The organism is Ferrimonas sediminicola, from assembly GCF_005116715.1.
Taxonomy (GTDB): domain Bacteria; phylum Pseudomonadota; class Gammaproteobacteria; order Enterobacterales; family Shewanellaceae; genus Ferrimonas; species Ferrimonas sediminicola.
This window is the reverse complement of sequence record NZ_SWCI01000015.1, coordinates 1-25,463: the sequence shown is the minus strand read 5'-3', so window position 1 is coordinate 25,463 and position 25,463 is coordinate 1. Positions and strand designations below refer to the sequence as shown.

General features: G+C 63.3%; 25 protein-coding genes. All 25 read left to right on the top strand.

The genetic code is table 11. The annotated features are described in order from the left end of the window. Nucleotides 1-2 precede the first annotated feature (2 nt). The 25 genes from fliH (at nt 3) to FCL40_RS16065 (ending at nt 24,652) form a co-directional block, all read left to right on the top strand. A complete protein-coding gene (fliH, locus tag FCL40_RS16185; protein WP_136854344.1) occupies nt 3-944 on the top strand; it encodes a flagellar assembly protein FliH in 942 nt (313 codons plus the stop codon). Next, on the top strand, nt 931-2,271 hold the full coding sequence (fliI, locus tag FCL40_RS16180; RefSeq protein WP_136854343.1) for a flagellar protein export ATPase FliI: 1,341 nt from the start codon (nt 931-933) through the stop codon (nt 2,269-2,271). Before fliH ends, fliI begins: the two co-directional genes overlap by 14 nt. Before the next feature lie 9 nt (nt 2,272-2,280). Further along, a complete protein-coding gene (fliJ, locus tag FCL40_RS16175) occupies nt 2,281-2,724 on the top strand; it encodes a flagellar export protein FliJ (RefSeq protein ID WP_136854342.1) in 444 nt (147 codons plus the stop codon). Between the two features lie 132 nt (nt 2,725-2,856). After that, on the top strand, nt 2,857-4,698 hold the full coding sequence (locus FCL40_RS16170; RefSeq protein WP_136854341.1) for a flagellar hook-length control protein FliK: 1,842 nt from the start codon (nt 2,857-2,859) through the stop codon (nt 4,696-4,698). Nucleotides 4,699-4,747: 49 nt separating this feature from the next. After that, nucleotides 4,748-5,260: a flagellar basal body-associated protein FliL gene (gene fliL / locus FCL40_RS16165; protein WP_136854340.1), complete on the top strand. Its 513-nt coding sequence runs from the start codon at nt 4,748-4,750 to the stop codon at nt 5,258-5,260. Nucleotides 5,261-5,269: 9 nt separating this feature from the next. Continuing rightward, nucleotides 5,270-6,334: a flagellar motor switch protein FliM gene (gene fliM, locus FCL40_RS16160; RefSeq protein ID WP_136854339.1), complete on the top strand. Its 1,065-nt coding sequence runs from the start codon at nt 5,270-5,272 to the stop codon at nt 6,332-6,334. Beyond that, nucleotides 6,327-6,734: a flagellar motor switch protein FliN gene (fliN, locus tag FCL40_RS16155; RefSeq protein ID WP_136854338.1), complete on the top strand. Its 408-nt coding sequence runs from the start codon at nt 6,327-6,329 to the stop codon at nt 6,732-6,734. The genes fliM and fliN overlap by 8 nt, the downstream gene beginning before the upstream one ends. Before the next feature lies 1 nt (nt 6,735). Continuing rightward, nucleotides 6,736-7,110 carry a flagellar biosynthetic protein FliO gene (gene fliO / locus FCL40_RS16150; protein WP_136854337.1) on the top strand — a complete coding sequence of 125 codons (375 nt, stop codon included), beginning with the start codon at nt 6,736-6,738 and terminating at the stop codon, nt 7,108-7,110. Then, nucleotides 7,107-7,859: a flagellar type III secretion system pore protein FliP gene (fliP, locus tag FCL40_RS16145; protein WP_136854336.1), complete on the top strand. Its 753-nt coding sequence runs from the start codon at nt 7,107-7,109 to the stop codon at nt 7,857-7,859. Before fliO ends, fliP begins: the two co-directional genes overlap by 4 nt. Then, the gene (gene fliQ / locus FCL40_RS16140; protein ID WP_136854335.1) at nt 7,856-8,125 is read left to right on the top strand and encodes a flagellar biosynthesis protein FliQ; all 270 of its coding nucleotides are present in this window, start codon (nt 7,856-7,858) and stop codon (nt 8,123-8,125) included. The genes fliP and fliQ overlap by 4 nt, the downstream gene beginning before the upstream one ends. Then, nucleotides 8,125-8,910 (top strand): flagellar biosynthetic protein FliR, encoded by a 786-nt coding sequence (gene fliR / locus FCL40_RS16135; protein WP_136854334.1) that lies wholly within the window; start codon nt 8,125-8,127, stop codon nt 8,908-8,910. The genes fliQ and fliR overlap by 1 nt, the downstream gene beginning before the upstream one ends. After that, a complete protein-coding gene (flhB, locus tag FCL40_RS16130; RefSeq protein WP_136854333.1) occupies nt 8,910-10,073 on the top strand; it encodes a flagellar biosynthesis protein FlhB in 1,164 nt (387 codons plus the stop codon). Before fliR ends, flhB begins: the two co-directional genes overlap by 1 nt. Nucleotides 10,074-12,201: 2,128 nt before the next feature. Beyond that, nucleotides 12,202-14,304: a flagellar biosynthesis protein FlhA gene (flhA, locus tag FCL40_RS16125; RefSeq protein ID WP_136854392.1), complete on the top strand. Its 2,103-nt coding sequence runs from the start codon at nt 12,202-12,204 to the stop codon at nt 14,302-14,304. Between the two features lie 26 nt (nt 14,305-14,330). Next, nucleotides 14,331-15,764: a flagellar biosynthesis protein FlhF gene (gene flhF, locus FCL40_RS16120; RefSeq protein WP_136854332.1), complete on the top strand. Its 1,434-nt coding sequence runs from the start codon at nt 14,331-14,333 to the stop codon at nt 15,762-15,764. Further along, nucleotides 15,757-16,647 carry a MinD/ParA family protein gene (locus FCL40_RS16115; RefSeq protein ID WP_136854331.1) on the top strand — a complete coding sequence of 297 codons (891 nt, stop codon included), beginning with the start codon at nt 15,757-15,759 and terminating at the stop codon, nt 16,645-16,647. Before flhF ends, FCL40_RS16115 begins: the two co-directional genes overlap by 8 nt. After that, nucleotides 16,640-17,353, top strand: a complete 714-nt coding sequence (locus tag FCL40_RS16110; protein WP_136854330.1) for an RNA polymerase sigma factor FliA — start codon at nt 16,640-16,642, stop codon at nt 17,351-17,353. Before FCL40_RS16115 ends, FCL40_RS16110 begins: the two co-directional genes overlap by 8 nt. Nucleotides 17,354-17,417: 64 nt before the next feature. Then, entirely contained in the window at nt 17,418-17,801 is a 384-nt protein-coding gene (gene cheY / locus FCL40_RS16105) for a chemotaxis response regulator CheY (RefSeq protein WP_028110171.1), read from the top strand. 18 nt (nt 17,802-17,819) lie between these two features. Then, the gene (locus FCL40_RS16100; protein ID WP_136854329.1) at nt 17,820-18,545 is read left to right on the top strand and encodes a protein phosphatase CheZ; all 726 of its coding nucleotides are present in this window, start codon (nt 17,820-17,822) and stop codon (nt 18,543-18,545) included. A 10-nt stretch (nt 18,546-18,555) separates the two neighbouring features. Continuing rightward, nucleotides 18,556-20,703: a chemotaxis protein CheA gene (locus tag FCL40_RS16095; protein ID WP_136854328.1), complete on the top strand. Its 2,148-nt coding sequence runs from the start codon at nt 18,556-18,558 to the stop codon at nt 20,701-20,703. Between the two features lie 25 nt (nt 20,704-20,728). Further along, entirely contained in the window at nt 20,729-21,871 is a 1,143-nt protein-coding gene (locus FCL40_RS16090) for a protein-glutamate methylesterase/protein-glutamine glutaminase (RefSeq protein WP_136854327.1), read from the top strand. Then, the gene (locus FCL40_RS16085) at nt 21,868-22,224 is read left to right on the top strand and encodes a hypothetical protein (protein ID WP_136854326.1); all 357 of its coding nucleotides are present in this window, start codon (nt 21,868-21,870) and stop codon (nt 22,222-22,224) included. Before FCL40_RS16090 ends, FCL40_RS16085 begins: the two co-directional genes overlap by 4 nt. Before the next feature lie 15 nt (nt 22,225-22,239). Then, a complete protein-coding gene (locus tag FCL40_RS16080) occupies nt 22,240-23,025 on the top strand; it encodes a ParA family protein (protein WP_136854325.1) in 786 nt (261 codons plus the stop codon). Continuing rightward, nucleotides 23,018-23,746 carry a chemotaxis protein CheW gene (locus FCL40_RS16075; protein ID WP_169307162.1) on the top strand — a complete coding sequence of 243 codons (729 nt, stop codon included), beginning with the start codon at nt 23,018-23,020 and terminating at the stop codon, nt 23,744-23,746. Before FCL40_RS16080 ends, FCL40_RS16075 begins: the two co-directional genes overlap by 8 nt. A 4-nt stretch (nt 23,747-23,750) precedes the next feature. Then, nucleotides 23,751-24,245, top strand: coding sequence for a chemotaxis protein CheW (locus tag FCL40_RS16070; RefSeq protein ID WP_136854323.1), 495 nt, complete (start codon nt 23,751-23,753; stop codon nt 24,243-24,245). Beyond that, nucleotides 24,242-24,652 (top strand): DUF2802 domain-containing protein, encoded by a 411-nt coding sequence (locus FCL40_RS16065; RefSeq protein ID WP_136854322.1) that lies wholly within the window; start codon nt 24,242-24,244, stop codon nt 24,650-24,652. Before FCL40_RS16070 ends, FCL40_RS16065 begins: the two co-directional genes overlap by 4 nt. Nucleotides 24,653-25,463: the final 811 nt, after the last annotated feature.

Sequence of the window (25,463 nt, the reverse complement as noted above, 5' to 3'; positions counted from 1 at the left end):
CCATGAGCCAGGAGACCCGAGCCCAGTTCAATCGACGCCTCGCCAGCCAACTGGATGGCGACGAGGCGCAACAGTGGCAACTGCCCGATGTCGGGGAGGGCCTCTCCCAGCCCTCGCCCCTGGCACTGAATATCAGCAGTGGTGAGCCGGAGCCGCCAGCGCAGGAGGAGGAGACTCCGGCCCCGCCGACCCTGGCGGAGATCGAGTCGATCCGCGAAGATGCCCGCCAGGAGGGGTTCGATGAGGGGCTGACCGAAGGGACCCGCAAGGGGCTGGAGGAGGGCCGCCTCAAGGGGCTGGAGGAGGGCCACAGCCAGGGTTATGAACAGGGACTGGAGCAGGGGCTGGAGGAGGGCCGGGCCCGCATCCAGGCCCAGCTGGCCCAACTGGACAGCCTTCTAAATCAGCTGGTTGAGCCGCTGCAGGCGATCGATAACCAAGTGGAGCAGGAACTGGTGGAGCTGAGTCAGCACCTGGCCCGGGCGGTGATTGGCTGCGAGGTGAAAACCCAGTCCGAGCCGTTGCTGCTGGCCCTGCGCCAGGCCATCGACGCCCTGCCCAGCCGTGAGCAGAGGGTCACCATCCAACTGAGCGGCGAGGACATGCAACTGGTCCGGGACAGCTATGGCGATGACGAACTGGCCCGCCGCAACTGGCATCTGGAACTGGAGCCCAGCCTGAGCCGGGGAAGCCTGAAGGTGCTGACCCAGCGCTCCGAGGTGGCCATGCCCCTGGCGGAGCGCATCGACACCATCTTCAGTCAGTTCATCAACCAGCCGCGCCCCGCGGTGGATGAACCCGACTATCCCCGGTTCCACAGTGCCCCCGATCAGGAGGCCGGCCAGGGGGAGAGTGACGGGATGACGTCGCAAACCGCCACCGCCGACACCGATGCCCCGAACGCCGCTGCCGCCCAGGAGGCTCCTGGTCATGGAGCAGCGTAGCCAACGGCTGACCCAGCGCCTGAAGGCCTGGCACCATAATGTCGCCGGCAGCAAGCCGGTGGCGTCCGGCCAGCTGCTGCGGGTGGTGGGCCTGACTCTGGAGGCAGTGGGCTGCCGGGCGCCGGTGGGCTCCCTGTGCGCCATCGATACCCTCTCCGGAGAGATCCTGGCCGAAGTGGTGGGATTCGATGATCAGCTGCTCTACCTGATGCCCATCGAGGAGATGGCCGGCGTGCTGCCGGGCGCCCGGGTCACTCCCATCGGCGGACGGCGGGGACTGGCCGTCGGCGATGCCCTGCTGGGCCGGGTGATCGACGGCAACGGCGAACCCATCGATGGCCTCGGCCCCCTAAAGACCCGGCACCGCGCCGCCCACAGCGCCCCGTTGCTCAACCCCATGGCCCGCCGTGCCATCAGTCAGCCGATCGATACCGGGGTGCGTACCATCAACGCCCTGCTGACCGTGGGGCAGGGGCAGCGGATGGGACTGTTCGCCGGTTCCGGGGTGGGTAAATCGGTGCTGCTGGGGATGATGACCCGCGGCACCAACGCCGACGTCATCGTGGTGGGCCTGGTGGGCGAGCGTGGTCGTGAGGTCAAGGAGTTCATCGAGGAGATCCTTGGTCCCGAGGGCCGGGCACGCTCGGTGGTGGTGGCCGCCCCGGCGGATAACAGTCCGATGATGCGGCTGCGCGCCTGTGAAACCGCCACCCGCATCGCCGAGTATTTCCGCGACTGCGGCAAGAACACCCTGCTGCTGATGGACTCCCTGACCCGGTATGCCCAGGCCCAGCGCGAGATCGCCCTGGCCATCGGTGAGCCGCCGGCCACCAAAGGGTATCCGCCGTCGGTGTTCGCCAAACTGCCCAAGTTGGTGGAGCGGGCCGGCAATGGTGGCCCGGGTCAGGGCAGCATCACCGCCTTCTATACGGTGCTGACCGAGGGGGACGATCAGCAGGACCCCATCGCCGACGCGTCGCGGGCGATCCTCGACGGCCACATCGTCCTCTCCCGCCAGTTGGCGGAGAGCGGCCACTACCCCGCCATCGACATCGAAGCCTCCATCAGCCGGGTGATGCCGATGGTGACCGAGCAGCTCCACCAGACCGCCGCTCAGATGGTCAAGCAGCTGTGGTCCGCCTATCGGCAGAATCAGGATCTGATCGCCATCGGTGCCTACTCCAAGGGCTCCGATCCCATGGTGGACAAGGCGATCGCCATGCAGCCGGCATTCAACGCCTTCCTGCGCCAGGAGATGAAACGCTCCGCCTCCTATACCGACAGCCTGGAGCAGTTGGCGCGACTGGCCGCCAACTGCAAGCTGTAGGGCTGAGCCATGGCCGATCCCCGGCAACTGGTCAAGGTACTGGAACTGGCGGACAAGGAGCTGGAGGCCGCCCAACTGCAGCTTCGCAGCGCCCGCTCGCAGGCCGATGCGCTCAGGGAGCAGCTTAAGAGTCTGGAATCCTTCCGCATGGATTACGTGCGCCAGGCGGCGGAGAAAACCGGCGACAAGCTGGCGGCCAACCACTATCAGCAGTACTACCACTTCGTCGCCCGCCTCGATGGCGCCATCGACCAGCAGCATCAGCAGATCCAGGCCGCCGACCAGGCGGTGACCCAGTTCCAGCAGCGGTGGCAGCAGGTCCAGCAGAAACAGAAGGCCCTCTCCCTGCTGATCGACAAGGAGATGGGCAGACGGCGGGCCAGGGCGGAGAAGCGGGAGCAGGCGGAACTGGATGAGTTTGCCCTGCAGCAGTTCCTAAGGCGTCAGCCCTAAAGTTGTGGCACGAAGATTGCTCAAGATTCTGCTGTCCGGGGAGGTCATCGGTTGGCGCTCCCCATTCGTTGCCGGACGGAGTCGGCGTGGAAACCAGACTTGAGCTTCGTTAGCCGGGAGTTGTAGAGACCTATGGAAGCACGATTGCAGGTAACGCCGATACGCTCGGTGATCGGTACCGCGCCCCCCGCCGACGGGGACGCGGCCGAGGGTTTCGAAGCGGCCCTGGCCAGCGCCACAGCGTCCAGTTCTCAGGCGCAGGCCAAGGGGGCAAGCCAGGCCCCGGCCACACCTGAAGGTGGTGAGGCTCCTCAACCCCTGCCCTCCAGCGAGGGGGAGGAAGGGGGCGGCGCCCAGGAGGCGACCAGTGACCAGCTGAAGCCGGAAGAGGCCGATGGCGGGCTGTCCCCTGAATTCGAACCGATCGACGCCGAAGACGCACTGCCTCAGGCGTTGCTCGCCAAGCAGGAGGGGGAGGCTGAAGTGGCCCAGGGCGCGCTTCAACAGGTGGCAACGGGAGAGCGGCAACAATCTGCCCCCGGCAAGGCCGGCGACGGGGTCACCGACGGCAGATCTGCCCCCCAACAGCAGCCGGTTATGGCCGCACAGGAGAGTCGCAAACCGAATGAAGAGGCCGCCACCGGATCCCGGGGACCGGAGGGAAGGCCGCCAGTGGTTCCGCACCCCTCAGGTGACAGCGGCCATCCCAACAGCGCTGCACCAGGCCTAAAGGTAGCCAGTGAGGCCACCGGCCGACGGGGTCCACCGGAGGCGGGGCCGAGCCAGCACAAGGGGGCGTCTGCGGCCCCCGGGTTGAACTCCTCCTCCCTCAATGAGACGTCCTCGACCGACGGCGGAGCGGCGAAAACCGAAGGGGGCCAGGGGCAGGGCGCTGCGGGGTCGCCGTTTGCCCGGCTAGAGGGTGACGGCGCCGATGCCCCCAGCGATCAGGCCGGAGTGACCGAGGCCGGTTCGACAGTGACGAACCGGGCCAGGGGCGCGGCAGTGGAACCGCTCGCAAGTTCTGAGACGGCAACGGGTGACGCCGCCAAAGTCGCCAATGGCCAGGGGGCGGAGACGGCTCGGCCCCAGGCTAAGGAACCTATCCATGGTGGGCCCAAGGCGGAGAGCGGCACTGAGCTGCTGGCTCAGCTGCAGGGCAGTCGCCAGGTGCAGAACAAGCTGGAGGAGGGCAAAGCCAAGCCCCAGGTACCAGCGTCAGCCGCCGCGGGCGTGGAGCCCGAGACGGCTGCCGAGGCCAGGGGGAGCGTGACCGCCCGGACCGGGGGAGGCGAAAAGCTGGATCCCGAGCTTGCCAGGGAGGTCGCCGCGCTGCAGTCCCGAGCGGTTAAGGCGGAGCCCGGACTGAGATCCGGTATGCCGGCCGCAGAACCTGGTCTGCAGCCCCAGCCCCAGGAGGGCGGGGGGCAGCCGACCGTTACGGAACATGGTGAAGGCCTCGAGCTGGATAGCGCCAGCCGGCTGCACCAGGTGCGGACGGCGGACGCTCGGGCCCATGCCCAGGCTGACACCCAGGCCGCCCTGCGCCAGCCGGTGGCGGCCGAGCGGATGGCGCCGGAGTTGAGAGAGCGGATGATGATGATGATCAACAGCCGCACCAACCAGGCGGAGATTCGCCTGGACCCGCCAGAGCTGGGCGCCCTGCAGGTGAAGATCCAGATGAACGGCGATCAGGCCCAGGTTCAGCTGCATGCCCAGCAGCCCCAGACCCGGGAGATGGTGGAGCAGGCACTTCCCAGGCTGCGGGAGATGCTGGCTCAGCAGGGGATCACCCTGGCGGACACCCAGGTCAGCCAGGGCGACCACGGCCAGGCGGATACCCAGGGCGGGGAGCCCGGTGGTGATGGCGGCGTTGCCGGCGACGCCATGGTCGAGGCCAGCGATGAGGCCCTGGTCACTGTCCAGCAAATGACCGGCCGCAACGCCGAGGGCGGTATCGATTATTATGCGTAATTCACGGTATGTTACCCTGAGCGAGTTTTAGAGAAGACGGACTGACAAGATGGCAGAAGAAGAGTCCCTACAACTGGAAGTGAAAGAGCCCGCCAAGCGTCCCAAATGGTTGATGGTGGCCATCATTGCCGGGGCGGGCGTCCTGTTGGCGGCAATAGTGGCCGGCGTGGTGATCTTGCTCAGCAGTGGTGATGACCGGCAGGGGGCAGAGCAGGTGGAGATCTCCACCCCGCTGACCCCGGGCGACGCCCTCTACGTGGGGATGCCCAGGCCCTTCCTGTTCAACCTGCCCGGAGAGAAGCGCAGTTACCTGGTGCAGATCAAGGTGCAGGTGCAGGTGCGCGGCTTTGGCGATCAGGAGATAGCGAAAAAGCACATCCCGCTGATCGAGGATTCACTGCTCTCCACCTTCAGTGCCGCCGATGCCAAGCAGCTGTCCACCCGCGAGGGCAAGGAGGAGTTGCGCACCCAGGCACTGATTAACGTACAGACCACCCTGCAGGGGATCACCGGCAAGCCGGTGGTCGAACGGGTTCTGTTTACCGGCTTTGTAATGCAATAAGAGAGTCGAATGAGCGATCTGCTTAGCCAAGACGAAATTGATGCCCTGTTGCACGGTGTCGATGAGGTCGATGATGAGGTAGAAGAGGGCGTTTCTTCAGACGCCAAAACCTATGACTTCTCCTCCCAGGACCGCATCGTTCGCGGGCGCATGCCCACGCTGGAGCTGGTGAACGAGCGTTTTGCCCGCCACCTTCGGATCAGCCTGTTCAACCTGATGCGCCGTTCCGCCGAGATCTCCATCAACGGCGTACAGATGATCAAGTTCGGCGAGTACGTGCACACCCTGTTTGTCCCCACCAGCCTGAACATGGTGCGGTTCCGTCCCCTGAAGGGCACCGGCCTGATCACCATGGAGGCGCGCCTGGTGTTCATCCTGGTGGACAACTTCTTCGGTGGCGATGGCCGCTTCCAGGCCAAGATCGAGGGTCGTGAATTTACCCCGACCGAGCGCCGCATCATCCAGCTGCTGCTGAAGACGGTGTTCGAAGATTACAAAGAGGCCTGGTCCCCGGTGATGGATGTGGAGTTCGAGTATCTGGACTCCGAGGTGAATCCGGCCATGGCCAACATCGTCAGCCCCACCGAGGTGGTGGTGGTCTCCTCCTTCCACATCGAGCTCGATGGCGGCGGCGGTGACTTCCACATTACCCTGCCCTACTCGATGATTGAACCCATCCGGGAGCTGCTGGATGCTGGTGTTCAGTCGGACAAGCAGGATACCGACCAGCGTTGGGCCAAGGCGCTGCAGGAGGAGATTCTGGATGTGCCGGTGGAGTTCTCCGGGACCCTGCTGGAGACCGAGATGACCCTCAACGATGTGATGGAGCTGAAGGCCGGAGACATCATCCCGGTGGAGATGCCGGAGAAGATGCTGGTTAAGGTGGAGGAGCTGCCCACCTTCCGTGGCCGCCTGGGACGCTCCGGCGATCATAAGGCGATCCAGATCACCGAGCGCATTCCGCGGCCGGAGAGCTTCAAGTCCGAACTGCAGCTGGTACAGAATAAAGTGGCGGCCGATGACCTGGCCCACACCATGTTGGAAAAACTGAAAGAGAGCTCAAGCGATGAGTAACGACGACGATCTGTTTAACCAGGATGACCTGGCGGACGAGTGGGCTTCGGCCCTGGCGGAGCAGGAGGATGCGGTACAGCAGGTTGAGCTTGAAGACTTCAACGAGCCCAAGCCTGGCAGCGGCATCAGCGAGGATGAGCGCAAGAAACTGGACTCCATCCTGGATATCCCGGTCACCATCTCCATGGAGGTGGGGCGCAGCAGCATCAGCATCCGCAACCTGCTGCAGCTGAACCAGGGCTCGGTGGTGGAGCTGGACCGGGTGGCCGGCGAGCCCCTGGATGTGATGGTGAACGGCACCCTGATCGCCCACGGCGAGGTGGTGGTGGTCAACGAAAAGTTCGGCATCCGCCTGACCGACGTGATCAGCCAGACCGAACGAATCAAGAAACTCAAATAAGATGCGATACACCCTATTGCCCCTGCTGTGGCTGAGCCTGCCCCTGGCCGCCGAGCCGATCTCCTCGGGAGAACAGTTGGCCACCACCATCGCCACCCTGGTCGGGGTGGTGGCCCTGATCCTGGTGCTTGCGCTGGCGGCTCGAAAAATGAATTTGCCCACCAAGCTGGTGGGCAAGATTCGTCTTATCGCCAGCCTGCCCCTCGGGACCAAGGAGCGGGTGGCGGTGATCCAGGTGGGCGAGCAGCAGTACCTGATCGGCGTCAGCGGCGGCGGCATTCAGCTGCTGGACAAGCTGGAGTCGCCCATCGAGGGTCCCCAGGGCGGCGAGTTTGCCAAGGTGCTGGCCAAGGTGGGCCGGGAGCCCAAGTCATGAGGCGGCCGCTGACCTGGGTGGCGCTGCTGCTGCCCCTGCTGATGCCGGCTCTGGCCCTGGCCAACACCGGCATTCCGGCGGTGACCATGACCACCAACCCGGACGGCAGCCAGGACTACAGTGTGTCGCTGCAGATCCTCGGACTGATGACCATTCTCACTTTCCTGCCCGCCATGGTGGTGCTGATGTCCAGCTTCACCCGCATCATCGTGGTGCTGGCGATCCTGCGCCAGGCACTGGGGTTGCAACAGACCCCCTCGAACCAGGTGCTGCTGGGAATGGCGCTGTTTCTCTCCCTGTTCGTGATGACCCCGGTGATGGACCGGGTATATGAGGACGCGGTGGTGCCCTACATGGAGGAGCAGGTGACGGCGGTGGTGGCGTTGGAGCGTGCCAGCGTGCCGGTCAAGGCGTTTATGCTCTCCCAGACCCGAATCTCCGATCTCAACACCTTCATCGAGATCAGCGGGGTCACCGGCTTGGCCTCCCCTGAGGAGACCCCGCTGCGGGTGCTGATCCCGGCGTTCGTCACCTCCGAGCTCAAGACCGCCTTCCAGATAGGCTTCATGCTGTTCCTGCCCTTCCTGGTGATCGATCTGGTGGTGGCCTCGGTGCTGATGGCCATGGGGATGATGATGCTGTCGCCGATGATCGTCTCCCTGCCGTTTAAGATCATGCTGTTCGTGCTGGTGGACGGCTGGAGCCTGGTGATGGGGACTCTGGCCACCAGTTTCGGAGTGGGCACATGACCCCGGAAGCCTTCGTCGACCTGTTTCGTCACGCCCTCTATGTGATCCTGATGATGGTCTCCGCCATCATCGTCCCCGGCCTGCTGATCGGCCTGGTGGTGGCGGTATTCCAGGCGGCCACCTCAATCAACGAACAGACCCTCTCCTTCCTGCCTCGCCTGCTGGTAACCCTGTTGACCCTGGCCTTCCTGGGCCACTGGCTGGTGCGCACCCTGATGGAGTTCACCTTCGAACTGGTGGACAGGATACCCTCGGTGATCGGCTGATGGAGCTGCCGCTGGAGGTGATCTTCGATTGGCTCAGGGCGCTGCTGTGGCCGCTGATCCGCATCAGCGCCATGCTGATGGTGATGGTCACCATCGGCGGCTCCTCCACCCCGACACGGGTGCGCATGGCGCTGTCGGTGGCGATCACCGCCGCGGTGGCACCGGTACTGCCCCCGCCCCCGGCCATTGAGCTGGTGTCCGCCCAGGCGGTACTGGTGACCGCCCAGGAGGTACTGATCGGGGTGGCGGCTGGGTTCGTCTCCCTGCTGGTGCTCAACACCTTCATCCTGGCGGGACAGATCATCGGCATGCAGACCTCCCTGGGGTTTGCCTCCATGGTGGACCCTAGCAACGGCCAGCAGGTCCCGCTGGTGGGCCAGCTGTTCCTGCTGCTCTCCACCTTGATCTTCTTCCTGGTGGACGGTCACCTGCTGATGATCCGCATGATGGTCGCCAGCTTCTCCACCCTGCCGGTGGGGCAGGGGCTGCTGCCCGCCAGCTTTATGGAGTTGGCCAACTGGGGCAGCCTGATGTTTGCCGGGGCGCTGACCCTGGCCCTGTCGGCCGCTACCGCCCTGCTGCTGATCAACTTTTCCTTCGGGGTGATGACCCGGGCCGCCCCGCAGCTGAACATCTTCGCCATCGGCTTTCCCATCACCATGCTGTCCGGCCTGCTGATCCTGTGGCTGTCGCTGTCGGGGTTCATGCCCCACTTCGAGGCGGCCTGGGGCAACGGCCAGCAGACCCTCTGCTCCCTGCTCAAGCTTCAGTGTGAGGCGCGCTGATGGCGGAAAACAGCAGCGATCAGGAAAAGACCGAAGAACCCACGGCGAAACGATTGCAGCAGGCCCGCGACAAGGGCCAGGTGCCCCGCTCCAAGGAGCTGGGTACGGCGTTCGTGCTGGTGGGCGCCGCCATCGCCATGATGATCTTCGGCCAGTCCCTGGCCAACAGCCTGGCCTCGGTGGCCACCTCCCTGTTCAGCCTCAGCCGCAAGCAGGTGTTCGATGTCGGTGAGATGTCCATGGTGTTTGGCCGTATCCTCGGCGAGGTGGGCCTGCCGGTGCTGGGGTTTGTGGTGTTCCTGGCGGTCGCCGCCTTTGTCGGCAACATCCTGCTCGGTGGTATGAGCTTCAGCTGGCAGGCGGCGGCACCCAAGATGAACAAATTCAACCCGCTGAATGGCTTTAAGCGGATGTTCGGCCTGCAGGCGGTGGTGGAGCTGATCAAGGCGATCGCCAAGTTCTCGGTGGTGGCCCTGGTGGCCTGGATGCTGCTGAGCCTCTATTTCGACGACATCATGGCGATCTCCACCGGCACCCCCTTCGGCGCCATCGCCGGCTCGGTGTCCCTGCTCAACAAGCTGTTTACCCTGCTCTGCTGTTCGCTGCTGTTGATTGTGATCATCGATGCCCCCTACCAGGTGTGGAACCACAACAAGCAGCTGAAGATGACCAAGCAGGAGATCAAGGATGAGCACAAGGACAGCGAAGGCCGTCCCGAGGTGAAGGGGCGGATCCGCTCGCTGCAGCGGGAGATGGCTCAGCGGCGGATGATGAGTGAGATCCCCAATGCCGACGTGGTGGTGGTCAACCCCACCCACTACTCGGTGGCATTGAAGTACGACAAGGAGCAGGCCCGGGCGCCCCTGCTGGTGGCCAAGGGCACCGATGAGGTGGCGATGAAGATCAGGGAGATTGCCCGGGAGTACGAGGTGCCGGTGATCAGCTCCCCCCAGCTGGCCCGGGCCATCTACTACTCCACCAAGTTGAAGAAACAGATCCCCGATGGCCTGTTTACCGCCGTGGCCCAGGTGCTGGCCTATGTCTATCAGCTCAAGCAGTTCCAGAAGGGCAGGGGCCGCCGGCCCATCCCGCTGCCCGACCGGATGCCGATCCCTGACGACCTCCAGGTGGACAGCGACGGCAACCCTCTGACCCGGGAGTAGCGGCCCCACAATTCGGCTCAACCTGTTGTGGCCCCGGTTTGCACAGTCACTCCGGCGAACGCCGGAGCCCAGTGTCTTGGATCATCCGGCCTGAGACTCGGCCAACCAGCCGCGGACGTCCGCCGGTGTGCAAAGCCACTGGACCCTGGCGTGCGCCAGGGAGACGAGGGTGGGGCTGAGCCGCCAGGTTGCCCCGCCGATGTCTGAGTGTTGGCAAGGAGTCGGTTCATTCTGCAGCCGTTGCCGTTCGCACAGTCACTCCGGCGAATGCCGGAGCCCAGTGTCTTGGCTCGCACCGCTGTCACCTATGCCGACGCGTTGCGGGTGATCGCCGAGGGATAAAGCCACTGGACCCTGGCGTGCGCCAGGGAGACGAGGGTGGGGCTGAGCCGCCAGGTTGCCCGCCGTTGTCTGAGTGTTGGCAAGGAGTCGGTTCATTCTGCAGCCGTTGCCGTTCGCACAGTCACTCCGGCGAACGCCGGAGCCCAGCGTCTTTTTCTCCTCAAGCCTCAGCCTCGGTCAACCAGCCGCGGACGTCCGCGGAGGGATAAAGCCACTGGCCCCTGGCGTGCGCCAGGGAGACGAGGGTGGGGCTGAGCCGCCAGGTTGCCCGCCGTTGTCTGAGTGTTGGCAAGGAGTCGGTTCATTCTGCAGCCGTTGCCGTTCGCACAGTCACTCCGGCGAATGCCGGAGCCCAGCGTCTTGGCTCGCACCGCTGTCACCTATGCCGACGCGTTGCGGACGTCCGCCGGTGTGTAAAGCCACTGGCCCCGGGCGTGCGCCAGGGAGACGAGGATGGGGCTGAGCCGCCAGGTTGCCCCGCCGTTGTCTGAGTGTTGGCAAGGAGTCGGTTCATTCTGCAGCCGTTGCCGTTCGCACAGTCACTCCGGTGAATGCTGGAGCCCAGTGTCTTGGATCATCCGGCCTGAGACTCGGCCAACCAGCCGCGGACGTCCGCCGGTGTGTAAAGCCACTGGACCCTGGCGTGCGCCAGGGAGACGAGGGTGGGGCTGAGCCGTCAGGTTGCCCGCCGTTGTCTGAGTGTTGGCAAGGAGTCGGTTCATTCTGCAGTCGTTGCCGTTCGCACAGTCACTCCGGCGAATGCCGGAGCCCAGTGTCTTGGCTCGCACCGCTGTCACCTATGCCGACGCGTTGCGGGTGATCGCCGAGGGATAAAGCCACTGGACCCTGGGGTGCGCCAGGGAGACGAGGGTGGGGCTGAGCCGCCAGGTTGCCCCGCCGTTGTCTGAGTGTTGGCAAGGAGTCGGTTCATTCTGCAGCCGTTGCCGTTCGCACAGTCACTCCGGCGAATGCCGGAGCCTAGCGTCTTTTTCTCCTCAAGCCTCAGCCTCGGTCAACCAGCCGCGGACGTCCGCCGGTGTGTAAAGCCACTGGCCCCTGGCGTGCGCCAGGGAGACGAGGGTGAGGCTGAGCCGCCAGGTTGCCCCGCCGTTGTCTGAGTGTTGGCAAGGAGTCGTTTCATTCTGCAGCCGTTGCCGTTCGCACAGTCACTCCGGTGAATGCCGGAGCCCAGTGTCTTGGATCATCCGGCCTGAGACTCGGCCAACCAGCCGCGGACGTCCGCCGGTGTGTAAAGCCACTGGACCCTGGCGTGCGCCAGGGAGACGAGGGTGGGGCTGAGCCGCCAGGTTGCCCCGCCGATGTCTGAGTGTTGGCAAGGAGTCGGTTCATTCTGCAGCCGTTGCCGTTCGCACAGTCACTCCGGCGAATGCCGGAGCCCAGTGTCTTGGCTCGCACCGCTGTCACCTATGCCGACGCGTTGCGGGTGATCGCCGAGGGATAAAGCCACTGGACCCTGGCGTGCGCCAGGGAGACGAGGGTGAGCGGGAGGCAGCGGAGTCACCACTGACCAACCAAAGGGGGGCGAGCGGGGATTTCTGCAGCCATCCGGGACAATCCCCTTAAAGCCACCATTTTTCGACACCTCAGGCCGTCATCCCGTCGCTGAGTCAGGCTAAAAAAGCAAACAATTCATGTGATGAGAGGTTGAAATAGCGCTTTTTTTCTTCGTTAAAATTACCCATGCGGCGGTTCTGATTATGGCGGCTGGTATACTCCTTGCTTATTGGGTAGCATGCCCCCCAAGGCGTCAATAATAAGACGGATGATGAATCTACAGGCCAGCGCAAACAACCTATTCCAAAAATATGGCATCTACCTGAAAGGGGTGGGCACCCCGGTGATGGTGTTGGCCACTCTGGCGATGGTCACCCTGCCCATGCCGGCGTTGCTGCTGGATATGCTGTTCTCCTTTAATATCGCCCTGGCCCTGGTGGTGCTGCTGGTCTCCATCTACACCCTGCGGCCGCTGGATTTTGCCGCCTTTCCCACTGTCCTGCTGATCGCCACCCTGTTGCGGCTGGCCCTGAACGTGGCCTCCACCCGCTTGGTGCTGCTGGAGGGCCACAACGGCGGTGACGCCGCCGGTAAGGTGATCGAGGCGTTCGGCTCGGTGGTGATCGGCGGTAACTACGCGGTGGGCCTGGTGGTCTTCACCATCCTGGTGATCATCAATTTCGTGGTGGTGACCAAGGGGGCTGGGCGGATCTCCGAAGTGACCGCCCGCTTTACCCTGGACGCCATGCCCGGTAAGCAGATGGCCATCGATGCCGATCTTAATGCCGGCCTCATCAACCAGGAGCAGGCCAAGCTGCGCCGCGAGGAGGTGGCCAAGGAGGCGGACTTCTACGGGGCGATGGACGGTGCTTCCAAATTCGTCAAAGGGGATGCCATTGCCGGCATCCTGATCTTGTTTATCAACATCCTCGGCGGCTTTGTCATCGGTATGGCCCAGCACCAGCTGGCCTTCGGTGAAGCGGTGGAGATCTACACCATGCTCACCATCGGTGACGGCCTGGTGGCGCAGATCCCCGGTCTGCTGCTCTCCATCGCCGCCGCCATCATCATCACCCGTCAGAATGAGGCCCAGAAGATGGGCGAAACGGTGATGACCCAGATGTTCGACGACCCCAAGGTGATGATGGTCACCTCCGGGGTGCTGGTGGTGATGGGCCTGGTACCGGGGATGCCCAAGCTGGCCTTCCTCGGCTTTGGCCTGACCGGTGCCGGCCTCACCTGGTGGACCTACAGACGGCGCCAGCGGGAGGCCGCCGAGGCGGTCAAGGCGGCGGAGGAGACCGCCGTCGCCGAGCGCATCGAGTCCGACAGCAAGGAGCTCTCCTGGGAGGACGTCAACCAGGTGGACACCGTTGGCCTGGAGGTGGGCTATCGCCTTATCCCCCTGGTGGACAAGGCCCAAAGAGGCGAGTTGTTGGCCCGCATCAAGGGGGTGCGCAAGAAACTCTCCCAGGAGCTGGGCTTCCTGGTGCCGCCAGTGCACATCCGTGACAACCTGGACCTGGCGCCCAACGCCTACCGCATCAGCCTGATGGGGGTAGTGGTGGGCGAGGCGGAGATCCGCCACGACTGCGAACTGGCGATCAATCCCGGCCAGGTGTTTGGTCAGCTCGAGGGGCAGACTACCACCGACCCCGCCTTCGGCCTGGAGGCGGTGTGGATCGCTCCGGACCGGCGCGATCACGCCCAGACCCTGGGGTACACCGTGGTGGACGCGGCCACCGTGGTGGCCACTCACCTCAGTCAACTGCTCACCAACAACGCCTCGCAGCTGCTGGGTTACGAGGAGGTGCAGCAGCTGCTGGATATCCTGGCCAAGGAGTCGCCTAAGCTGGTCGAGGGCCTGGTGCCGGAGACCCTCTCGCTGGGGGTCATCGTCAAGGTGCTGCAGAACATGCTCAACGAAGGGGTGCCGGTGCGCGACATCCGCACCCTGGTCCAAACCCTGGTGGAGTATGGGCCCAAGAGCCAGGATCCGGACGTGCTGACCGCGGCGGTGCGTATCGCACTGAAGCGGTTGATCGTCCAGGAGATAAACGGCGCCGAACCGGAGATCCCCGTCATTACTTTGTCGCCTGAGCTGGAACAGATATTGCATCAGTCCCTGCAGTCCAGCAACGGTGACAACACCGGGCTGGAGCCGGGTTTGGCAGAGCGTCTTCAGCGCTCCCTGTCGGAGATGGCCCAGAAGCAGGAGATGGTGGGTGAACCCGCCGTCCTGCTGACCTCAGGCGTGCTGCGCACCACCCTGAGCCGTTTCGTCAAACACACCATCCCGTCCCTGAGGGTGCTGTCCTATCAGGAGATACCGGATGACAAACAGATTCGAATCGTCCATTCCGTGGGCCAGTAAGCGGTTGGAGTGGGGAGTAAACCAAAGTGAAAATTAAGCGTTTTTTTGCCAAGGATATGCGTACTGCCCTAGCGGAGGTGAAGGAGACACTCGGCACCGACGCGGTCATCATGTCCAACAAGAAGGTCAACGGTGGTGTCGAAATCGTGGCGGCGGTCGATTTCGATGACCAGGGTGGCGCCAGTATTCCGACACCCGGTATCAGCGCCCCCAAGCCGACTGACGACCTGGCCGAAGACCGGGTGACCCTGGGTCAGCGCCCCAGCCGACCGGCGGCCCAGCCCCTGCGCAGCGAAGTGCGTAGCCCGGCACCGGCCGATCCGGGTTCGGGGGACAGTCTCCGCGGCCTGCTGGAGCGTCAGCAGCAAAGGCTGAAGCAGCGCAGCTTCGAGGAGGAGCCGCCCCGCCAGCTTGGCGGCCGCAGCGAGGCGCTGCCCGAGTGGGCCAAAGAGGCCTTCGGCCGCAAGGAGCCGCCGCAGAAGCCCCAGCCCTCCGGTGGCCGGGCCCGCCCCGCCGCCGCCCGCCCCAGCCAGGGTGCCCAGGAGCTCAAGGCGGTGCGGGAAGAGATGGCCTCCATCCGCCAGCTGCTGGAGCACCAGGTCGCCGGTCTGATGGATCAGGACCTGGCCCGCCGCGAGCCGGTGCGCGCCATGCTGGCGGAAAAACTTCGCGAGAACGGTTTTCACCGCAGCGTCGCCGATCACTTCGCCTCCCTGGTGCCGGAACACCTCTCCCTGCATGAGGCGCTGGGCCAACTGCCCCGGCTAATTGCTGCGGAACTGACTCAAACTTCTGAAGATTCCCTGAGCCGGGGCGGCGTTATCGCTCTGGTCGGTCCAACCGGCGTCGGCAAAACCACTACTGTCGCCAAACTGGCCGCCCGGTTTGCCGCTCGCTACGGTGTGGATCAAGTTGCGCTGATCACGACCGATAACTACCGTATTGGCGCCAAGGAGCAGCTGGCCACCTATGGCAAGATCATGGGGTGTCCGGTGCGCAGCGCCAGTAACGTGAAAGAGCTGGAAAACGTGTTGTACCAGCTGCGCAGTCGTCGTTTGATTCTGATCGACACCGCAGGCATGGGACAGAGAGACATGCGCCTGGTCGAGCAGCTGGATAACCTGGTTGCCGCCACCCGCCTGCCGATCCGCCCCTACCTGGTGCTCTCCTCCACCGCCCAGTTCCGGGTGCTGAAGGAGACGGTCGAGCAGTTCCGCAGAATTGCCCTGGCCGGATGCATTTTCACCAAGCTCGACGAGGCTCACAGCATCGGCGAGGCGCTCAGCGTGTTGATTCAAAATGATTTGCCTATCAGTTACCTGACCGACGGACAGCGTGTTCCCGAGGATCTGAGGACAGCCGAACCCGAGTACCTGGCGCGTCGTGCCGTGGTGCTGGAGGAGACGCAGGCGTGGGATGAGTCCGTACAACGACAGAGTGTGGCGGGCAGTTATGAATAGATGGTTTTTGCAGGATCAGGCAAGCGGACTTAGAAAGATGGCACAGCAAAAGCAAAAGATGGTAAAGGTCATCGCGGTAACCGGTGGCAAAGGCGGTGTCGGCAAAACCAATGTCTCCATTAACCTGGCAACCTCCCTGGCCCAGAAGGGGCAGAAGGTGCTGGTGCTGGATGCGGACCTGGGACTGGCCAATGTGGACGTGTTGCTGGGGCTGCGGGTGAAATACAACCTGTCTCACGTACTCTCCGGGGAGTGCAAACTGTCCGAGGTGCTGGTGGAGGGGCCCCAGGGGGTGTTCATCGTTCCCGCGGCATCCGGTACCCAGGCGATGGTGGAGCTGACCCCGGCCCAGCATGCCGGCTTGATTCGGGCCTTCAGTGAGCTGGAGGACGAGTTCGACGTGCTGATCGTCGATACCGCCGCCGGCATCTCCGAGATGGTCCTCAGCTACGCCAGGGCGGCCCAGGAGGTGGTGGTGGTGGTGTGCGACGAGCCCACCTCCATTACCGACGCCTACGCCCTGATCAAGATTCTCTCGCGGGAGCATGGTGTGTTCCGCTTCCGCATCGTGGCCAACATGGTGCGTAGCCTCCGGGAAGGGATGGAGCTGTTCGCCAAGCTCTCCAAGGTGACGGACCGCTTCCTCGATGTGGCGCTGGAGCTGGTGGCCACCATCCCCTTCGACGAGAACGTCCGCAAGTCGGTGCGCAAGCAGCGGGTGGTGGTGGAAACCTTCCCTCGCTCCCCGGCGGCCATCGCCTACCAGGGGCTGTCCAACAAGGTGATGAGCTGGCCGACACCGGATAACCCCGGCGGGCACCTGGAGTTCTTCGTAGAGCGCCTGGTCCGCCGCAACATGTATGGAGAAGCGGTTGGTGAATAAGGCGGCGGCCTACACCCAGTTCGACAACCGGGCCTCCCTGGTGGAGCGCTACGCCCCCCTGGTCAAGCGCATCGCCCACCACCTGATGGCCCGCTTGCCTGCCAGTGTCCAGTTGGATGACCTGCTCCAGTCGGGGATGGTCGGCCTGCTGGAGGCCTCGCGAAACTTCGACGCCACCAAGGGGGCCAGTTTCGAGACCTTTGCCGGCATCCGCATTCGCGGCGCCATGCTCGATGAGATCCGCCGCGGAGACTGGGTGCCGCGCTCGGTGCATCGGAACTACCGTCAGGTCACCGACGCCATCAAGGAGCTGGAAAAGCGCCTGGGCCGAGATCCCCGTGACAATGAAGTTGCTGATTATCTGGATATTCCAATCGACGAGTACCATCAGATGCTCAATGAAGCCAGCATGGGCCGGATGGTTGGCATTGAAGATCTCGGCGTATCGGTCGATAGCTTTGTTGATGAGGATGCCCCGAAGCGCAACTTCGAGCAGGTGGCCCAGGAGCGGTTTCAACAGGCCCTGTCGGCCGCCATCAAGAGCCTTCCGGAAAGAGAGGCCCTGGTGTTGTCGCTCTACTATGACGAGGAGCTCAACCTGAAAGAGATCGGTCAGGTGATCGGTGTCAGTGAATCACGAGTGAGCCAGATCAATAGTCAGGCAATGATGCGACTGAAAAGTCGCTTATCAAGTTGGCAACAATAACTTTTAGTTTAATAATGCTCGCTGCAACAGTAGCTCTATGGGAAAACCCCGGTTGGAGGATGTTTTGAACACTAACATGAAGATTCTGATCGTTGATGACTTTTCAACAATGCGTCGGATCATCAAAAACTTGCTGCGTGACTTGGGGTTTAATAACACCTTCGAAGCGGACGACGGCAACACGGCTCTGCCGATGCTGAAAGAGGGCGACTTCGATTTCGTCGTAACCGACTGGAACATGCCCGGCATGCAGGGAATCGATCTGCTGCGCGCCATCCGTGCAGACGCCAACCTCAAGCATCTGCCTGTGCTGATGGTGACCGCCGAAGCCAAGCGCGAGCAGATCGTGATGGCCGCCGAAGCCGGCGTCAACGGTTATGTGGTGAAACCCTTTACCGCCGCCACCCTCAAAGAGAAACTCGAAAAGATCTTTGAACGCCTCAACTGATAGTCACTGGGAGCAGTTATGCAACAGGACGCATTGATCTCGTTGGATGATGCCCGTGAACTGGTGACAATGCTGGAGCAGGGGCAGGTAGAACAAGCAAATCAACTGATTCAGATGGTCTCTGCACCGCTGAATCAGCAGCTGTTTGACGAAGTGGGTAAGTTGACTCGGCAGCTGCACAGTGCGCTGCAGGACTTTCACTTGGATGATCGAATCTCCGATCTGGCCAAGCACGAAATTCCAGATGCAAAAGAGCGGCTTAACTACGTTATTGAGATGACGGAGCAAGCCGCCAATCGTACCATGGATGCTCTGGACGAGAGCATGCCCAAGATCTCCGACCTGCAGGGCCGCATTCAGAGTCTGCAACCGGGTTGGGAGAAGCTGATGCAGAAGCAGATTGAGCTCGGCGAGTTCAAGACTCTGTGTCACGAGATGAACGCCATGATGACCACCTCTGCCGCCGACGCCGAGTCCATCAAGAATCACCTCAACCAGGTGATGATGGCCCAGGACTTTCAGGACCTCACCGGTCAGGTGATCCGCCGGGTAATCGACCTGGTGCGCGAGGTGGAGGAGAACCTGGTGTCCATGTTGACCGTATTTGGTGAAAAAGCGGACGTCAACCGTCAGGCCGTGGACACGGCGGCGGCGGAAGGTCCGGTTGTGAGCTCGGAAAATAAAGCAGAAGTGGTCAACGGCCAGGATGAGGTCGACGATCTGCTTTCCAGCCTCGGGTTCTAGGAGTTAGGCGATGGGTTTTGACATAGATGACGAGATTCTGCAGGACTTTTTAGTCGAAGCAGGCGAAATTCTGGAGCAGTTGCAGGAGCAACTGGTGGAGCTGGAAAACAACCCCACCGACAGCGACCTGCTCAATGCCATCTTCCGGGGGTTCCACACCGTGAAGGGGGGCGCAGGCTTTCTCAGCCTGACCCACCTGGTTGACGCCTGTCACGGTGCCGAAAACCTGTTCGACATGCTGCGCAATGGCCAGCTGACTATGTCTTCGGATCTGATGGATGTGATCCTCCAGGCCCTGGATACCGTCAACGAGATGTTTGGCTGTGTGCAGAACGGCGAGGAGCTGGAGCCGGCGGACCCTGGGTTGCTGGCCACCCTGCACGCCATCACCGATCCCAACACCCCATCGTCGTTTGAGTCTCCCGCCGAGCCCGAGCCCATTGCGGAGCCCGCAGTCGACGCCGAGCCCGTCGCCCTCAGCGGTGGCGGCATCGACAGCATGACCCAGTCCGAGTTTGACCACATCATGTCCGGCCTGGACGGCGAAGCCGCGCCTCTGCCGCAGGCCGCTACCGAGGCGGCCCCCGTTGCCGACGAGATCACCGACGACGAGTTTGAAAAGCTGCTGGATGAACTGCACGGCAAGGGCCAGTTCAACGGCGAGGTGGTCCAAAAAGCCGAGGCGCAGTCCCCCTCGGCTGATGGTGACCAGATCAGCGACGATGAGTTCGAGACGCTGCTGGACCAGCTCCACGGCAAGGGTGGGGCCCCGGGCAAGGCCGAGGCGGCCGCGCCCCAGCCGCCCGAGTCCGACGAGATCACCGACGACGAGTTCGAAGCCCTGCTCGACCAGCTTCACGGCAAGGGCAATGCGCCGACCACGGCGGAGCCGGCCGCCGTTGCGGCCGCGCCTGCCGTCAAGCCGGCCGCTCCTGCGCCCAAGGCGGAAGTCAAACCCGCTGCCAAGACCAAGGCCGCCGCCTCCAGCGGTGAGACCACGGTCCGGGTCGATACTGCCCGCCTGGATGAGATCATGAACATGGTCGGTGAACTGGTGCTGGTGCGTAACCGCCTGGTGAACCTGGGGGTGGAGCGTGAAGACGAGGAGATGAGCAAGGCCCTGGCCAACCTGGATTTGGTCACCGCCGACCTGCAGGGGTCGGTGATGAAGACCCGGATGCAGCCGATCAAGAAGGTGTTCGGCCGCTTCCCCCGGGTGGTGCGGGATCTGGCCCGCAGCCTCAACAAGGAGATCTCCCTGACCATGGAGGGGGAGGAGACCGACCTGGATAAGAACCTGGTCGAGGCCCTCTCCGATCCCTTGGTGCACCTGGTGCGCAACGCCGTGGATCACGGCATCGAGATGCCCGACGACCGGGTAGCCGCCGGCAAGCCGCGTCAGGGTAACATCCGTCTGTCCGCCTCCCAGGAGGGGGACCACATCCTGCTGTGCATCCGCGACGACGGTGCCGGCATGGACGCGGAGAAGCTCAAGGGGATCGCCATCAACCGCGGCATCCTCGATGAGGACGGCGCCGCCCGCATGAGTGATCAGGAGGCCTACAACCTGATCTTCGCCCCGGGCTTCTCCACCAAGACCGAAATTTCCGACATCTCCGGCCGCGGCGTGGGGATGGACGTAGTGAAGACCCGCATTACCCAGCTGAACGGGTCGGTGCACATCGATTCCAACAAGGGCAAGGGCACCATCCTCGAGATCAAGGTGCCGCTGACCCTGGCGATCATGCCCACCCTGATGGTGGAAGTCGGCAAGCAGATCTTTGCCCTGCCGCTCTCCTGCATCAACGAGATCTTCCACCTGGATCTGAGCAAGACCAATGTGGTGGATGGCCAGCTGTCGGTGACCGTGCGGGACAAGGCGATTCCCCTGTTCTATCTGGACAAGTGGCTGTGCCGCGGTCCGGGCAGGGCCGAGCGTGAAGACGAGGGCCATGTGGTGATAGTCCACATCGGCACCATCCAGGTGGGCTTCGTGGTGGACGGCCTGATTGGCCAGGAGGAGGTGGTGATCAAACCCCTGGGCTCCCTGCTGCACGGCACGCCTGGCATGGCTGGCGCCACCATCACCTCCGACGGTGGCTGTGCCCTGATTCTCGATGTACCTGGACTGCTGAAACAGTACGCCAAGCGTCAGTAGTCGAAGGAAAGATTGAAGGATAGGTATGTCGATTAAAGTATTGGTGGTGGACGATTCCAGTTTCTTTCGTCGCCGCGTGTCAGAGATCATCAACGCCGATCCCATGCTGGAGGTGGTCGGTACCGCCTCCAACGGCAGGGAAGCGGTGGATCAGGTGCGCCGCCTGCGCCCGCAGGTAGTGACCATGGACATTGAGATGCCGCAGATGAACGGCATCGAGGCGGTGCGCGAGATCATGCGCACCAACCCGGTGCCGGTGCTGATGTTCTCCTCGTTGACCTATGAGGGCGCCCGCTCCACCCTGGAGGCGTTGGAGGCCGGTGCAGCCGACTTCCTGCCCAAGCGGTTTGAAGACATTGCCAACGACCGGGCCAACGCCATCGCCCTGTTGCAGCAGCGGGTGAAGGCGATCGCCTCCCGCCGCTGCCTGGCCACCCCAAGGCCAACCCCGAGCCCGGTGCCTCGCAGCACGGCCGGCGCCGGCCGCACCATCACCCAGCCCAGCACTCAGTTCGCTTCCGCCCGTCCGGTCGCCAAGCCGGCCGTCAGCGAGGTGGGGGCGCCGCGCCTGCCGAGCCGGCCATCGGGCAAGGGCTATAAGCTGTTGGCCATCGGCACCTCCACCGGCGGGCCGGTGGCGCTGCAGAAGATTCTCACCCAGCTTCCGGCGGACTTCCCGCTGCCCATCGTGCTGGTGCAGCACATGCCCGCCGCCTTTACCCCGGCCTTCGCCCAGCGGTTGGACAGCCTGTGCAAGATCAATGTCAAGGAAGCACAGGGTGGCGAGATCCTCAAACCCGGTTGTGCCTACCTGGCCCCGGGGGGCAAGCAGATGCTGATCGATGGCAGCAACCGGGCCGCCAAGCTCACCATCCGCGAGGGTGGGGAGCAGCTCAACTATAAACCCTCGGTGGACGTGACCTTCGGCTCGGCGGCGCGGATATTCCGCGGTGATGTGCTGGGGGTGATCCTCACCGGCATGGGCGCCGACGGCCGGGAAGGGTCGCGGATGCTCAAGCGTGAAGGTGCCCATATCTGGGCCCAGGATGAGGCCAGCTGCGTGGTCTACGGCATGCCCCAGGCGGTGGCCGCCGAGCAGATCTCCCTGTACTCCATTCCTCTGGATAAGATGGCCGACTGCATCCTCAAAGAGGTCGGAAGGCGATGAGCTGCAGCCCCGGCTGCAGACTCAAGGGGTACCTGCTGGCGCTGCTCGCCAGCGTGACTCTGGTCAGCCTGGTGTGGGCGGTAGACAAGCACCACCGTGCCGCCGAACTGCAGCAGCAGCTGGTGAATGAGCAGGCCAGGAGTGACCAGCAGCAACAGCAGCTGGAGAGCCTGGCCGAGGAACTGCGCCAGTGGCGTGAGCTGGAGGAGCAGCGGCGGGAGATCCGGCGCCGCTACCAGGAGGCCCGCGACAGCGGCAAGTCGGTGGTGCTGGAGAACAACGGCGAAGGGGTGACCACCTTCGCCCAGCCCCATGGTGGGGTGAAGATCACCCGGACGCCCAGCGCCCGGTAACAGTGGGGAGCCCCTTTGCAGGTCTGGACCGTTTCCAATCAAAAGGGTGGTGTCGGTAAAACCACCACAGTCGTGACCCTGGCCGGGCTTCTGGTGAAGCGCGGCTACCGGGTGCTGGCGGTGGACACCGATCCCCAGGCCTCCCTCGGTTATTACCTGGGGGTGGACCCGGACGAACTGCCCGGCTCCCTGTTCGACCTGTTTCGCGGCCACGACCGGCTGGACCTGGCCCAGGTGGAGTCGGTGATCGTGCCGACCGGGACCCCGCAGTTGGATCTGCTGCCGGCCAGCACCGCCCTGGCGACGTTGGACCGCACCCTGGGCACCCAGGACGGCATGGGCCTGATCCTCAAACGGGTGCTGGCCATGGTCGCCCACAGGTACGATGCGGTGCTGATCGATTGCCCGCCGGTGCTTGGGGTGTTGATGATCAACGCCCTGGCGGCCTGTGATCGCATCGTGGTTCCGGTACAAACGGAGTTCCTGGCCCTGAAGGGACTGGATAGAATGGTGCGGACACTGGATATGGTGGGCCGCTCCAAGGGGATCCGCTATCCCTTTACCATAGTGCCTACCATGTTTGACAAACGGACCCGGGCGTCACTGCAGGCGTTGACTGCCCTGACCCAGAAGTATCCCAGGGAGCTGTGGCATTCGGTGATCCCGGTGGACACCCGTTTTCGGGACGCCAGTCAGGCGCACCTGCCACCGTCCCACTTCGACGCCGGCGCCCGCGGCGTGCAGGCCTACGATCAGTTGCTGGATGCCCTGCTGGATCCACAGGGGGGAGCCCATGTCTAAGGTCGCTGAACAGGCGTTGATGGAGTACTTCGAGGTGATGCTCACGCCTCCCCGGGAGGCGCTGGACGAGGTGCAGAAGGCCAATGTCAGCCGGTTGCTGGAGCAGGCGGCTCAGCCAGAGCCCGACAGCACCAACGCCGAGATCGCCTCAACCCGGGTTGAAGAGACGATTGAAGCAGAACAACCGATCCCGGTGGCCGAACCCGAGATAGAATCGGAGCTGGTCGCCGAGAGTGCCCCGGCCCCGGCGCAGAGCTGGCGCCAGGAGCTGGAGGAGGAGTTTCAGTGCCTCTATTTCCAGGTGGCCGGTTTGGTGATTGCGGTCCCATTGCTTACACTGGGCGGAATCAAAAGGCTGGGCAAACTGAGTCATCTTCCCGGCAGCCCCAACTGGGTGCTGGGGGTGCAGCTGGATGCCCAGGATGGCAAGCTGAATGTGGTGGACAGCGGGCGATGGTTCCTGGCTGATCGGCCACAGACTGATACCGAAGAGTGTGACTTCAGGTTCGTGGTGCGTCTGGGCGACAGCCCCTGGTCGCTGGCCTGCGAGTCGCTGCTGGATGCGGAGCCGCTGCACAAGTCCGAAGTGAATTGGCAGTCCTCGCCCAAGCGTCCATGGCTTGCCGGTATCGTGCGGGATAAGAAGTGTGTGGTGCTTGATGTTCCTGAGCTGATCTGCATGCTGGATGCTGGTTTGGATATTACCGTAAAGGAGTCCTGATAGGATGAGTGAATTACGCGCAGCGGTGGGAGAGCCCACCGAAAGTGAAGACAAGGTGCTGCAATGGGTCACCTTCCGCCTGGATAACGAAACCTATGGTGTGAACGTGATGCAGGTGCGTGAGGTGCTGCGTTTTAGCGACATCGCCCCCGTTCCCGGTGCGCCTCACTACGTTCTGGGGATCATCAACCTGCGTGGCAACGTCGTTACCGTGATCGACACCCGCGCCCGCTTCGCCCTGCCCCAGGCCGAGGTGACCGATACCACCCGCATCGTGATCATCGAGACCGAGAGCCAGGTGGTCGGCATCCTGGTGGACAGCGTGGCCGAGGTGGTGTACCTCAAGTCCTCCGAGATCGACACTGCGCCGAACGTCGGCACCGAGGAGAGCGCCAAGTTCATCCAGGGTGTGAGCCACCGAGATGATGAGCTGCTGATCCTGGTGGATCTCAACAAGCTGCTGACCGACGAAGAGTGGCAGGAGATCGCAGGCCTGTGATCGAGTTGATCCTCGCTGCAGCAGCGGCTGCCGTTTCTCTGGTTGCCCTGCTGTACGCCTGGACGTGTCATCGCAGGATCAAAGGGGTTGAACGCAAGCAGGACGCCCTGTCGTTGCTTCTCAAGGAAGCGGAGCGGCAGAGAGAGGGACTGCGCCGGGAACTCAATGAGCTGCGCAGCGGCGCTTTGGGCGTTGGCCGTAAGGTCAAGGGCCTGGAGGAACAGCTGGCACACACCCAGGCCCGACAGGACGAGATGTCCCATAATGACCCCGATGCCCGTCTCTACAGCCGCGCCATGAAGATGGTGGAGCTGGGCGCCGGCGTCGAGGAGATCGTCAAGGAGTGCGAGATCCCCATGGCGGAGGCCCAGCTGCTGGTGACCCTGCACAAGGCCCCCAAGTCCTAACGGCGAACATATCGAACCCGAAAGCGGAGCCCTGGCTCCGCTTTTTTGTGCCGATTTACCATTAAGCCACTGGGCTCCGGCGTACGCCGGAGTGACCGTGCTGGGGGAGGGAGCAGCGCCCTGAAGTCTTTCAATGCGAATCTGCAGCCAAATGTGAGCTTTTGCTGCAAAGCACTAGGCTTTCCTCATCGCACGCTCGTCTCCCTGGCGAACGCCAGGGGCCAGTGTCTTTAGAGTGAGTCAAGGTGACGGTTGTCTGAGGCAACCCAAAAGCCGCTGGGCTCCGGCGTACGCCGGAGTGACCGTGCTGGGGGAAGCAGCAGCGCCCTGAAGTCTTTCCGTGTGAATCTGCAGCCAAATGTGAGCTTTTGCTGCAAAGCACTAGGCTTTCCTCATCGCACTCTCGTCTCCCTGGCGAACGCCAGGGGCCAGTGTCTTTAGAGTGAGCCAAGGTGACGGTTGTCTGAGGCAACCCAAAAGCCGCTGGGCTCCGGCGTACGCCGGAGTGACCGTGCTGGGGGAAGCAGCAGCGCCCTGAAGTCTTTCCGTGTGAATCTGCAGCCAAATGTGAGCTTTTGTTACAAAGCACTAGGCTTGCTTCATCGCACCCTCGTCTTCCCGGCGAAGGCCGGGATCCAGAGTCTTCCTCTCGCTGGCTTTGCATCAGAGCACTTCGCTAGCTTACGCGCCCCTCGTCTCCCTGGCGAACGCCAGGGGCCAGTGTCTTTAGAGTGAGCCAAGGTGACGGTTGTCTGAGGCAACCCAAAAGCCACTGGGCTCCGGCGTACGCCGGAGTGACCGTGCTGGGGGA

Bases quoted from the DNA above. Each gene is read 5' to 3' on its own strand.
- FCL40_RS16095 (WP_136854328.1), top strand. From the start codon at position 18,556: ATGGGTTTTGACATAGATGACGAGATTCTGCAGGACTTTTTAGTCGAA.
- fliI (WP_136854343.1), top strand. From the start codon at position 931: ATGGAGCAGCGTAGCCAACGGCTGACCCAGCGCCTGAAGGCCTGGCAC.
- fliL (WP_136854340.1), top strand. From the start codon at position 4,748: ATGGCAGAAGAAGAGTCCCTACAACTGGAAGTGAAAGAGCCCGCCAAG.
- fliH (WP_136854344.1), top strand. From the start codon at position 3: ATGAGCCAGGAGACCCGAGCCCAGTTCAATCGACGCCTCGCCAGCCAA.
- FCL40_RS16075 (WP_169307162.1), top strand. From the start codon at position 23,018: ATGTCTAAGGTCGCTGAACAGGCGTTGATGGAGTACTTCGAGGTGATG.
- fliO (WP_136854337.1), top strand. From the start codon at position 6,736: ATGCGATACACCCTATTGCCCCTGCTGTGGCTGAGCCTGCCCCTGGCC.
- FCL40_RS16115 (WP_136854331.1), top strand. From the start codon at position 15,757: ATGAATAGATGGTTTTTGCAGGATCAGGCAAGCGGACTTAGAAAGATG.
- fliN (WP_136854338.1), top strand. From the start codon at position 6,327: ATGAGTAACGACGACGATCTGTTTAACCAGGATGACCTGGCGGACGAG.
- fliR (WP_136854334.1), top strand. From the start codon at position 8,125: ATGGAGCTGCCGCTGGAGGTGATCTTCGATTGGCTCAGGGCGCTGCTG.
- fliJ (WP_136854342.1), top strand. From the start codon at position 2,281: ATGGCCGATCCCCGGCAACTGGTCAAGGTACTGGAACTGGCGGACAAG.
- fliQ (WP_136854335.1), top strand. From the start codon at position 7,856: ATGACCCCGGAAGCCTTCGTCGACCTGTTTCGTCACGCCCTCTATGTG.
- FCL40_RS16170 (WP_136854341.1), top strand. From the start codon at position 2,857: ATGGAAGCACGATTGCAGGTAACGCCGATACGCTCGGTGATCGGTACC.
- FCL40_RS16100 (WP_136854329.1), top strand. From the start codon at position 17,820: ATGCAACAGGACGCATTGATCTCGTTGGATGATGCCCGTGAACTGGTG.
- FCL40_RS16070 (WP_136854323.1), top strand. From the start codon at position 23,751: ATGAGTGAATTACGCGCAGCGGTGGGAGAGCCCACCGAAAGTGAAGAC.
- fliM (WP_136854339.1), top strand. From the start codon at position 5,270: ATGAGCGATCTGCTTAGCCAAGACGAAATTGATGCCCTGTTGCACGGT.
- FCL40_RS16085 (WP_136854326.1), top strand. From the start codon at position 21,868: ATGAGCTGCAGCCCCGGCTGCAGACTCAAGGGGTACCTGCTGGCGCTG.
- fliP (WP_136854336.1), top strand. From the start codon at position 7,107: ATGAGGCGGCCGCTGACCTGGGTGGCGCTGCTGCTGCCCCTGCTGATG.
- flhA (WP_136854392.1), top strand. From the start codon at position 12,202: ATGAATCTACAGGCCAGCGCAAACAACCTATTCCAAAAATATGGCATC.
- FCL40_RS16090 (WP_136854327.1), top strand. From the start codon at position 20,729: ATGTCGATTAAAGTATTGGTGGTGGACGATTCCAGTTTCTTTCGTCGC.
- flhB (WP_136854333.1), top strand. From the start codon at position 8,910: ATGGCGGAAAACAGCAGCGATCAGGAAAAGACCGAAGAACCCACGGCG.